We start from the raw sequence: 11884 nt of genomic DNA on the forward strand, positions 1-11884 counted from the left end.
ATAACCAAGTAGTATCAGCGACATTGCAGGGCCAACTACTTCGGAGAATTTAACGTTACCGATACGTGCACCTAGATATAGAATCGACGCGTATGGTGGAGTAACACCACCCATTGCTGTATTCACACCCATGATTGCTGCAAACTGAATCGGGCTGATGCCAATAGCGGTCATCAGAGGTAGTAATAGCGGAGCGATAAGAATGATTGCAGTCAGGTCATTGACCACCATTCCCACTAAGAACAACAAAATGTTGATAAAAATAAGCAGCAGGACTTTGTTTTCAGTGATACCGAAAATCGCTTCGACCAGTTGCTGAGGAATATCCTCAACCACGAACATCTGGCTAAGAATCAAGCTGAACAGAATCATGAACATGATTGACCCGACCGCCGTTGCTGATTCTTTCCCCGAGATAAGCAGTGTTTTCCAGCTCAAACCTTTGTAGATAAGAAAACCCACTGGAACAGCATAGATAACGGCTACAGCTGCGGCCTCAGTCGGCGTCATCACGCCACCATAGATTCCACCTAAGATGATTACCGGCATTAATAAAGCAGGTACGGCATGAAACGTCTTGCTAGAGGTTTGCTTAATCAACTCTGACATCGACGGCTTATCATCCAATATCAATGGAAACTTGCGCGCTTTGTACATATTGATTAATGCGAAGTTAAAGGTCACTAATAAGCCAGGGCCAAGCGTTGCTAGGAAACAGGCGAGAATAGAGGTATCCGTTACCCAACCGTAGACAATCATGGTTACGCTTGGCGGAATCAACAGTCCCAAAATGGACGAGTTTGCAATCAGTGCGGTCGCATACGCTCTTGGATACCCGCGCTTTTCCATCTCAGGAATTAACAAAGGACCAATAGCCGCGACACCGGTTAACCCACTACCAGAAATGGCACCAATGATTGCACAACTGAAGGATGCAACAATCCCTAGACCGCCGCGAATATGACCTACGAACACGTTCACAAATCCGAGTAAACTGGCGGCAATGCCGCTCCTGCTCATGATCGTTCCTGCCAGAACAAATAGCGGAATAGCTAGCAGAACAGGGTTCATCAGCTGACCCGCTCCCCACATCATATTGCCTTTCATCGACATATCACCGATAAAAACCATCACCATTAACGCACCACCAAAACAGAACGGTAACGGCACACCAAAGGTCAGCAGTATGACCAAAACGGCTACTGCCAACAGAGCTACTTCAACCATAATTAGACCTTATTTACTTGATAGGAAGGAGACATCAGTTGACGAATCAACTTGACCACATGCATTGCAATAAAGAGGGTTATCAGGAGTAAGCCGATAAAGACCGAGCACTCGTGATAAAAAGTTGGGATATAAAGCGTTGGGCTCTCTTTCCAAACCCTCCACGCATACTTGACGTAGTCCCAAGCCCAGTAGGTCAACCAACTCGAAATCACCAAGCTGATCGTTTCACTGATAAGGGCTAAGATTTGATGACCTCGCTCTGTCTTGATAAATATTTCCAGTACATTTGCACGGATTTGCGTATCTTCCCTAGACGCATTCACCGCACCAAGCATGTAGAGCCATAAGGTCGGAATAACCATCGACTCTTCAAGCCCCATAATTGGGACTTCAAAGACATATCGTGTCACTACCTGAACAAACTGCATCAATGCCACAGATGCAATCAGGAAAGTGAGTAGATATCTAAACTTTTGCTCCACGTTGTTATTTCCTTATTGTTTTATTTGTAAACACCTCGTTAATTTAATAATGACAAGCAATAAAAACAAATTTAAAATTTCTCTAATCTGATAACTTTTTCTTATAGACTCATATGAATAACCTTTCTATAAAACAGCTAGAAACCTTTCGCACCGTGATGCGTTCTGGATCCGTGACCTTAGCTGCCAAAACGTTGTGCCGAACACAGCCGGCGATCAGCGCAATGCTGGTCGGATTAGAGAAAGAGCTTGGCTTTGCATTATTCGAACGACATAAAGGTCGACTCGTGCCGAATCCAGAGGCGTATTTTTTACTTGAAGAGAGCGATGCGATTCTAGAGCGACTTTCACGCGCGACTCAGTTAATGGCAGAAGTGAAAAACCTAACGCGAGGCAAATTGAGGATCGCCTGCATGCCTGCCGCCGCATTATTCTTTATGCCTCACGTTATTGCAGAGTTTGTAAAAGACAGGCCTGAGGTTGAGGTATCCATGATGATGCGTAGTTCAACCATGGTTCAAGATTGGATTGCTTCCCAACAATACGATATCGGTTACTCAGAGTTACCCAAAGATAGAGACTCATTCCATGTCGAACCGATTCACCTACAAGGAGTGTGTGCCTTACACGTTGATCATCCTCTTGCCAAGAAACAGACGATTACTCCGAACGACCTCGATGACTTCCCACTTGCGACTCTTTTTACCCGTCATGCTGCAAGTGAGCACTTACGCGCATTGTTTGAAGAGCATAATGCTTCCTATCGGCCTAGGTTCGAGCTGCAAAACTACATTTCTGGCTTTGAGTTTGTCGAACAACAGCTATGTGCTTGTATCTGTGATCCAATAAGTGCCGCCAGTTATAAGCTCTATAAAGGTGATCAAGGGAAAGTTGTTTTTCGCCCTTTTTCCCCCGTCGTGACATTCGATCATGCTATTCTGACGCCGGCGCATAAACCAATGTCTGAGCTAGCCAAATTGTTTGCAGAGAACATTCAGCATAGTGTGAACTCATTTGTGTCGGTTTTGGAATAGGTGTATGGAAACTCTCCATATCTATTACATAATTATAATGGGGCGAAGAAGATTTACGAAAGACGATGCATGTATCCACAACATAAATAACTTTCGAGCTGAATGAGTACAAAACCCAATTGCTGAACCTAGATTTGAGCCATGAAGATGAGCTTTGACAAAAATGGTATATCGCGGACTTTAAACTAACGTAGATGCTTCCTGTAGGGTCTGTTTACGTGAGTGTAGACAAGGTGCAATGTCAAAGTTACATTGAAACTATAATCGTCATGGATGAAATCCGCGGCTCACCACCTGGGATATACGACATGACACAACAAACTAAAAGAATTCGCCTTTCTGAACAACAACGTTATGAGGCAATTACTCGCTCGATGAGTGGTGTCATTGTTAGTGTGCATACTGCCTGCAATATCAAGAAAGCTCGCCGTAATATTATACAACAAATGCGCGTTGCAGTTAATAAAGCTGTTCTCGCTGAGTAACCACCACTAGTCATTCTTTCACAATCTTCAAAGGTATCTTGCCATTTAGACAAAAGCTATCGTGGTTTTTGCGTTAACTTCCCCCTAGAAATTGAATAAGGTTATACATCAACTGATTAACCCTAAGATCAGCATTATTGCCCCAAATCTTTTTCAAAAGTGAAAGCGTAGTTTCTATTCGTTTAGGGTCACTCATTGAGCCCTCCCCTTACGGTCTAACGTCAAAATACATACTTGAATCAATTTTTTGGTGTCAATTATCAGGGACAGGCGCAACACGTCTAACGTACATATACCTTAATTGAGCGGTTCCCAAAATGTTCTAGTTTAAAACGAATACCAAAATCAACGTTGAATTAGGTACATGTACTCAAAATGTGCATAATTTTTAGTTTCGCATGTAGAAAATGCAGGATGCAATAACCCTTCAGCCAGTTTGTATCAATTATGATCCGGGATCTCTTAGCAACTAAAGTGTTGGAGGGCACTTGAGTTTAGAGGGCTAGCCGTACCGAGACAAAGACAATAGCTCATAATTCATTGACTTTTCACCTGTTTGATAGGCTCGATATCTTTGCTTAGTTATTACTTGTTCTTGTCCACAAATAGAAACAAATTCATCACGCAAGTTGCGTCACGCAGTCTGCTTGATAAGTTTTTAGCTCGGAAAGGAATCAAGACAAGGTTTGCCTTTAATGCGCCGTACACTCTTGGACTTATATGGATGCCCCTATGATTGCAAGAGCTGATTAGGTTCGGCTCACTGACATATATCAGACGTCTCTATGAGCTTTAACTGCTCACGCCATGATGTAATCTGCTCGCTGCTTTCTTTACATTTCCACGGCATAGTAATGCTTTGTCCAAAACTAGGCTTTCGCAGAGACGTTGACCGTTAGTTCATCAATACTTGCAAACTCGGGTACTGCTTTTTAACTGTAGAACATTTTACATGTTAACTGTTACGCAAAGGCTTTATTCACATTGAATTGTTCACCTGAGTTTAGCAGATGCCATCCAATTCGACATCGCTTACATCGCTTATTAACCAAAGCGACAACAGCTTTAAGTTTGCCTCTTCTGGCAATAAGATACCGTAACCACATTCCCATCTTATCCTGACGTTTATCTGCATACCGAACAACCGCTCGTGCGCCATGCAAGATCAGCGTTTGTAGCTGTTTATTGCAGTTTTTGGTAATACCTTTCATTTTCTACTTGCTGAATATCTCGATTTAACTGCCTAAGCTCATCGTAGTTTTCAAGCAATAGACGCCCCATAATATGGGATAACTGATGACTCGCATCTTCAATAGCTAATGGTCAAAGTTCTTTAAACTTAGTCACATGCTTAGGAAGTATCACACCGTATTCAGCGGCCATAGCACGAGATTGATTAACTAAAGCAATGCAATTATCGACGAGGCGCAGACGGACATTTCGCAATGCTTTGATATCTTGCTGTTCAATCGTTTTTACTTATACAGGGTGAACATCTGGTCGTTGGGAACCTTCGCATATTGCTCTGGCATCATTAGCATCGTTCTTCTGATGCCCCACGAATTGTGCTGGTATCAGCATAACTTCAAACCCGTGCTGCTTCATTTTCCGAGCCCAGTAGTGAGATGATGCTCAACTTCCATTGCGATGAGAGTGTTCTCCGGAAGCTGATTCAGCTTCGTCATCAAATCGCTTCAGATCATCTTTCTGTTCCATTCCACCTTGTTATCATGAAGTAGAACACAAACCTGAAAGACGGATTTGGCAATATCGATACCAACAACTTCAATGTTCATGATTGATACCCCTTCGTAATTAAGTGCTAACACCTTAATTCTGGCTCATCGAAGCTGTTAATGGGGGCGTCCATCACATCATTTCTAAGTTAAGGGTGTTTAGACGTAGTACCCAAAAGAGATCATGCAGACTTCATTTTTTAATTTGTATATTTGATACATTCCGTTAGTTTCAGATAGAAAAGTTTTTCAGCTTAAGACTGACCATTGTACTTATACTCTTAGTTCCTATTTCGAGATCAAGAGCATCGGCTACTATTTTTGAAATGAACAATCCAAGTCCTTCTCCATCATGGTGTGTCTTTCTTGCTCAAGGATTTCTATAACCTCTCTGTTAGTCATTTTTCTAACTAAAAGGTGTCTATTAAGTCGGTGGTTATTCAGTCCATCAGTTTTGTCTGCAATAGACAATAGTTCACAGTCTATTTGACCTTCTGGCTACGATCTGTTCTTTGGGGGCTTATAGCGTAGGTCACGTCGATTCTCTGGTTTGCGATTAATGAACTGTAGAATGGGATATTAGAAAAAGAAACCACATGCACATGTAGCAGCATTCATTACTTTTCCATTAATGTTTCTTGGTACTCTCTAAACTGGAACGGAATAAGCGCTTGTTCTGCAAACAGCCCACTTCCATCAAACATAATTCTATATGCTTGTTGTTCGCCAGCGATGAGCGTTAGATTCAACTCCAGATCGTAAGCCATGCATTTTTTATTAACGACTTGCAGTTTATGTTCGCCGGGACTTGGGTAAGCTCTGAAAAACTCAGATTCAGCAAGTGTAGCTATATGATTACCATCCAAGTAAATCCAACTAGTGCATGCTGAAGCGAAATAGCCACGATCTCTAGCAACGATCAACCTTGCTTTTCGTTCATGACTATCAATCTCAAGTTTTGTTACGTTTTTTACTAGTTCTACCTCGTGACCGGTGACGGAGTTAATAGGTTCCGTTTGCTTGTAAAGTTGTGATGTACAGCCAAAAAGCGAGATGGCTCCAAACCCTAAAAGAATCGATTTCATTTTCATTACACATCCTATTATTACTAACAGTCACTATTACTATTTCATAAATTGGAGAAAATGCATGGAAAGGCAATCTATAAGCCTTAATGCTCTTTAAAAATCAATAATCAAAATACAGAAATAAAGCATAAGAAAACCATGAGATAAAACGAAAGAGTAAAAAGCATTGGTATGATGTTTTCTATGTAAACTCTTTTATTTGCCCCTTTGAACGTGGCCAAATATATGCAGTTCGTTGTTTACGCCATCCCAATTTTTCATAGAATCCACTCTCGCCTAGAGCAGCCGTCAGCATTGTTGTTATATATGGGCGAAGGTCTACCTCTAGTTCCGATAAAATGTGCTTACCCACACCTTTCCCTTGGCATTGTGGAAGTATAGCGAGATCCACTATCCACCCATAATACAGACCATCATCAACCGTTCTTCCTACACCAATGAGTTCTCCGTCAAGATATGCAAACCGTACAAAACTACTAGCCTTAAAAGCCTGCTCGACTTGCTTTGGATTTCTCTTACCCCAGCCTACGATTTCAAACAAATCTGATACTTGGCTCCAATCAACATTTTCTAAAGAGTTGTATAGTATATGCCCATGACTCAGCCAATTAATTAACTTCAGTTTTTACTTTTCTCTAGTAGCACAAGGACCTATTCAATAGGAAGAATCTTTGCAGAATACTTCCAAAACCAATCTCCATCTTCACCTGCATCTCCATAAGTAATACTGACTTCCCCACCTGATGGTTTTACAACGAAGATAGGCATTTCATAGTAAGAGTGACTCGTACCCTCATGGCAATCCATTTTACTTTCAAGCTGTAAGCCACTGTCTTGCCGAGTAATTTGTCCACGATATACGCAATGACGAGCTTCTGTCTTGCCCCACAGTCCTTCAGAAACATAAAACGGATAAAAATATAACGCCTGGTGATCACTTTCAACCGACACTTCTATTTTGTATTGAGGTGAAGCAAATAATTCTGAGCTTATACACATTGCTACAGCGAAGAGCTTACACTTTATCTTTAGTCCATTGTGTTTCATGGTTAGCATAAATATCAACCTTAAGAAACTAGCAGTTCAGTATTAGCTAGATCTGATATTTCTTTTTCATTCAATCGAAAAACAACCAATTCGTCCAACTGAGATGCTCCAATTCGTTCATAGAATTTTATTGCCGGCATATTAGTTTTTAAAGCCCACCACTCAAAACGTGCACAATTATTTTTGTCTGCTAATTTCGACAAATATACAAGAACCTGTTTACCAAACGCCTGTCCATGATATTTTGGCTCGATAAATAAATCATCTAGGTGCAGGCCTCTCTTTCCGGTTGTAGTCGAGAACGTATAATAATACACAGCAAAACCACATGGCTGGCCTTCTTCATATAAGAGTATCGCCTCCGCCGTTGAGGACGCAGATAATAGATTTTCCCGAAGATCATCACTAGTAACCGTTACGTCATATGGGAGCTGTTCATAGTCAGCTAACTTCTTAATAAAGTGAACCAATAAGTCTGCTTCTTTTGTTGTCGCTTTTTTTATTATCATCAGTGTTACTCTTTATTGCTGGTCCATTCATCTATCAAAACGCAGATACAGAGCGCAGTCTCTTAAGCAGCTTGCTATCGTATACTTTATGTGTCACATTTACCTTAAAATTCAGCAAGTTAACAAAAATATGTCATTTACTAGCAACAAGCGTAAGTTTATATTTCCGATGCTTTTCAAACTCGTCTGATTAAACCAAAGATCATACATTATTGTTACTTTTGACTCTTCAAAGCTAGAATACCAGCGGCTCCTAGCATCAAGATACCACTTCCTTTGTTTACCAATGCAAGAGAGATTCTGCTTGCATCGACAATTCGTCTAGCAGAAAATGCATAGAGCATAACTAAACTGAAATCTAGAAGCGCCATAGTTGGGCACATAATCATTAATTGAGGTATAACAGGCGAATCCACACGAATAAATTGTGGGAAAAACGCGGAAAAGAAAATGATCGCCTTTGGGTTGCCGGCTGCTACCAAAAAGCCCGAGCAGAACAGTTTCACGTTAGAAGCATGCCAGTTCTGTTCATCCGACGTAGAGCAACTTACCTGCTTGGGAGAGGCTAGTAGCATTTTTAGCCCAATGTAACATAATGTAACAACGCCAAAAGCCTTGATGAGGTTAAATGCAAATTCCGAACTCGTGATAATCACTCCTAAACCCAAAGCAACCAATAACATTTGAATCAAGTTAGCAGAAATATCGCCGAGAGCCGTGTAGAACACGCGTTTATGACCATACATTAGCGCATGTGTAATACCTAAAAACACGCTAGGTCCAGGTGTAGCAGTAAGAATTAGTGATGCTATAACAAAGCCAAACCAAACGTGTAATTCCATTGTTTATCCTCAATATACGGTTACTTACTTCTACTAATTTTCCGCTGATACGTATCCACTTCAAATGAGACGATCACTCAAACCACATGTTCACTAGCGACATTACGCCCATATTATTTGTTTCCGTTCCATACAGATTGTCCGCACGAGTAACAGTAAAATGATTCCACCATAGCGGGCAATAATAGTAGTTCTGAATCAGCCAATCTTCCGCTCGATACAGCTTATTCAGAAACTCCTGACTGTTGTTGCTTTCCTGCATTAACATATCAATAAACGTTAACAAGCTCTGCTTTCCTCTCTCAGGCAAACATTGCCTAAAAACATTACCACAAAGCATCCATTCGTAATACTGATAGGCAAGATCGTCGCCAAATACGTAACAATCATAGGATACATCAGAGGTGACATTAGATTCACCTCGGGTATTTACCTGCCAAACAACCCCTTTTTTTGACAACGCATCAAGCAAAGGCTTTAACTCTGTAATATGACTCTCTGCCACTTCAATTCTTACGGGGCGAGTTGGTGCTTTCATTTCGTGATTGAATAAGTGAAACCCTTTATCTTGATGGCAGTTAATCACACTATTTGCCAGTTCTTTTGAGCAGCCATGTGTGAATTGTCGGCTATGATATACGATCCAAGCTCTTTCTTGTGCTGATAGAGCTTTCTCATGATGGTGGAACTGTAAGACAGTACACCCACTATGGTCGGTTTGTTGGGGCAAAGTTAATTGGGATTCAGAATAGAGCTGCTCTACAACGTGCATAGAAGCTTCAGGTTGGGCATCGCTGCTCCAAAATTCTACTCGTTCAATATGACCTCCCAAACCAAAATAGCGCCTATTGCGAACTAGACTCCAACACTGTTGCTCTAGCTTTTCCAATTGATATGCCCCACACCCAATCGGAGTTGATAACCTATGGTCAAAGATCGCACTGTGAGAGTCGGCTAACAGATGTAAAAATACTGGGTCACACTGATTCATATAAAAAACGATCCACTGTTTATCGATCTCAATATGTTCTATATGGCGAAATAAAATCTGATATGGATGTGGTGTATCGCGGCGCATCTCGATATTTGATTTGATAAGCCTCGGTGTAAGAAGTTTACCATTGTGCATCACTACATCATTACGGATCCTAAGACGAATTTGCTTGTCACTGTAATAGAACTGATGCGCAAGGTGAGGGATAATTTTTTGTTGTTCCGGGTGGTATCGAACTAGAGTGTCAAAAATACTATCAATTAATAAGATTGAGCGTGCAGATTGTGCCATAAATGGTCGCCATTCTGGCAATAAATAGGGCACTAAATACATTAAAGTATTCTGTTTTTTCAGCTCTTGTTGCACTTCCCCTAGCCAATGAGGCAAGTGGTCTTGGAATAGACGAACCTCACCAAACTGAGTAGCAATTCGATATGCCTGATTAATATTGCCAGAGCAAACCATTCGCTCTAACTGTGTAAACAATGACGGCTCAAAGCCTTTCAGAAGCGTCAATTTCGAACGATGGCCGCGCCCTTTACCTGAATCCCAACGAATAAATCCAAAGCTGTCAAAAGAGGCCATTAGCTTGCTAACGTATCTTTCAGAGCAAACCAGAATGTCAGCAAGAGCTGCAATATCAACCTCGTAAGTTTCATTGAGAGAAAAGTGTTTCTCCAACTGCTTTAAGCGTTGCAAATGACCAGTGGATATCGAGTGAAAATCTACCATGTCAACCTCAAGTTATGTTCTAAATGCGCTGACTCGTTTAAAGTGACGCCTTCTAAGATTACATTATCTTTTTGTAATTATTTAAAAATCTTTCTAGAAATGGACAATCTGACCGACTAGAAAACCAATCAAGAAAAACACTCCATATACTTTTATATAAGACCTATTTCGTACGGCGACCATTGGTTGTTCTGGTTCAACTAAGTAGCACTTTGCATTCAGAGTGTAGAAAGTATAATCAAGTGGATTCATTTTGATTCCCATAACAATGACTCTAAGCGTGATTATCAAGGAAAAAACCAGAAGTAATAATGCTCTCTTTAAAATAAATAGTTCATCTTTTAGGTCGTATATTTCCATTTGTTTGCAATGCCGAAAGCTTATGAGCCTCCTAATAAGTTTCAGTAAAAACGATGACTAGGCAAACATTAACTATCAATTCAAATGAATTTAGCCCAAACACCACTTCACAGATAGGCCAACTGCCGAAATCCAATTAACTCAATCAGAAACTTCCGATTTGATCAGTGACATTCATCCACTTATTTTGGTGTCATACCGAAGCCTCACTACAAAATTACTCAATGGTGCGAGTACAATAACTCTTTAGTCAACTGAGTTTCACTCACGTTTTGGATTGATTGATTTGTTCCACCTATGCCTGTGTAGGTGATCGAACTAAGGCTGTCGATGTTTATTTTAAAAACTCTTCACGCTGCGCTATTCAGCACCTAGCTGTTGATATCGATACTCAAGAGATTATTGCAGTATTGCTGACATTATCGTGTGTGACAGAGCTCGAGAGATGATGCATACGATACAAAGGAGTGCCGCAGAGCGGCCCTAACCGCCCACAAGCCTTTGTTTATACCTCATTGATAAAGACTATTATTTAGTGATACATGGCACGGATTTGTAATCTACTTTTTATAAAGACTCTTTTAACTAATCTGGACTGCTCTAGAGGAAGTGGATAGCCCCTAGTTCGTGCTAGCGACGATATGCCAAGTTCAATCTGAAAGAATTAAAGTACACACGCTCTACATCCAACCAATCGCTTCAATATAAAAACCAATACCGGTTACTTCAAAATTCGAACTCTAGGTATTTAGCTCCCTAATACCTAAAATTGATATCAGCTCAAAACGTTACTGCATTCAAAAAAATACTAATCACTGAGATTCAAAGAAACACGTCGACTCACTCCCCACCTAGCCCTGACTAATCCTCTCATAGTTTCTATATAAAGCAATGAGTAGATGCGCTTCGACAGAGCGTCTCAAAATTGTAGGGGACACCTAGAAAAAATCCATATAAATGGCATGTGTCATTTATTACCCGCGCTAATCCTTTTCCTATGGTGCTTATTGATTGGTCGGATATTCGAGAGTAACTACGCAGCATGACATTACGATTTTTGAGCAGGCATTTTACGACAAAGCTGCCACTCCCCCAGGAACCATTAAACGTCTTCGATAAAATTCAAACTCTGCAACCCAATGGTTGATACTGGTAAGGGCGCAAGCGTGGCTAGATCTCGATTAAATGTGGTAACGCGTCTTGTCAATAACCCTCAAACAACGGATAGCTCTAATTTTTGGGGAGAAAGTGACCCGTCCTGATATGGGTTGACACTTTTTAACTAAAACGCTCGATGTACTTCATCGGGCGTTTTGTATTTTAAAGCCGTATGAGGCCTCATTTG

General features: G+C 40.9%; 10 protein-coding genes and 1 pseudogene. 2 read left to right on the top strand and 9 right to left on the bottom strand.

The features are described 5' to 3' along the window. Both IQR33_RS16930 and IQR33_RS16935 read right to left on the bottom strand, forming a co-directional pair. The coding region (locus IQR33_RS16930) for a TRAP transporter large permease (protein ID WP_228013947.1) at nt 1–1227 on the bottom strand (1227 nt) is incomplete at its 3' end. 2 nt (nt 1228–1229) lie between these two features. Beyond that, nucleotides 1230–1712 (bottom strand): TRAP transporter small permease, encoded by a 483-nt coding sequence (locus IQR33_RS16935; RefSeq protein ID WP_008079941.1) that lies wholly within the window; start codon nt 1710–1712, stop codon nt 1230–1232. A 113-nt stretch (nt 1713–1825) separates the two neighbouring features. On the opposite strand from IQR33_RS16935, the gene IQR33_RS16940 reads away from it, so the two are divergent. Together IQR33_RS16940 and IQR33_RS16945 are read left to right on the top strand one after the other, a co-directional pair. After that, nucleotides 1826–2746, top strand: a complete 921-nt coding sequence (locus IQR33_RS16940) for a LysR substrate-binding domain-containing protein (RefSeq protein ID WP_140184036.1) — start codon at nt 1826–1828, stop codon at nt 2744–2746. A 308-nt stretch (nt 2747–3054) separates the two neighbouring features. After that, the gene (locus IQR33_RS16945; protein WP_180818104.1) at nt 3055–3231 is read left to right on the top strand and encodes a hypothetical protein; all 177 of its coding nucleotides are present in this window, start codon (nt 3055–3057) and stop codon (nt 3229–3231) included. Nucleotides 3232–4193: 962 nt separating this feature from the next. On the opposite strand, the pseudogene IQR33_RS16950 reads toward IQR33_RS16945, so the two are convergent. The 7 genes and pseudogenes from IQR33_RS16950 to IQR33_RS16980 form a co-directional block, all read right to left on the bottom strand. Beyond that, nucleotides 4194–5027, bottom strand: a pseudogene (locus IQR33_RS16950) (IS110 family transposase). A 557-nt stretch (nt 5028–5584) separates the two neighbouring features. Beyond that, nucleotides 5585–6058 (bottom strand): hypothetical protein, encoded by a 474-nt coding sequence (locus tag IQR33_RS16955; RefSeq protein ID WP_193837162.1) that lies wholly within the window; start codon nt 6056–6058, stop codon nt 5585–5587. A gap of 178 nt (nt 6059–6236) precedes the next feature. Continuing rightward, nucleotides 6237–6596, bottom strand: a complete 360-nt coding sequence (locus IQR33_RS16960) for a GNAT family N-acetyltransferase (protein WP_228009941.1) — start codon at nt 6594–6596, stop codon at nt 6237–6239. A gap of 110 nt (nt 6597–6706) precedes the next feature. Beyond that, entirely contained in the window at nt 6707–7111 is a 405-nt protein-coding gene (locus IQR33_RS16965; RefSeq protein ID WP_140184033.1) for a hypothetical protein, read from the bottom strand. 11 nt (nt 7112–7122) lie between these two features. Then, nucleotides 7123–7611, bottom strand: coding sequence for a GNAT family N-acetyltransferase (locus IQR33_RS16970; RefSeq protein ID WP_193837161.1), 489 nt, complete (start codon nt 7609–7611; stop codon nt 7123–7125). A 215-nt stretch (nt 7612–7826) separates the two neighbouring features. Next, a complete protein-coding gene (locus tag IQR33_RS16975) occupies nt 7827–8453 on the bottom strand; it encodes a LysE family translocator (RefSeq protein WP_140209782.1) in 627 nt (208 codons plus the stop codon). A gap of 73 nt (nt 8454–8526) precedes the next feature. Next, the gene (locus tag IQR33_RS16980; protein WP_193837160.1) at nt 8527–10179 is read right to left on the bottom strand and encodes an SgrR family transcriptional regulator; all 1653 of its coding nucleotides are present in this window, start codon (nt 10177–10179) and stop codon (nt 8527–8529) included. Nucleotides 10180–11884 lie beyond the last annotated feature (1705 nt).

Source organism: Vibrio sp. OPT46, assembly GCF_015163535.1.
Classification (GTDB): domain Bacteria; phylum Pseudomonadota; class Gammaproteobacteria; order Enterobacterales; family Vibrionaceae; genus Vibrio; species Vibrio alginolyticus.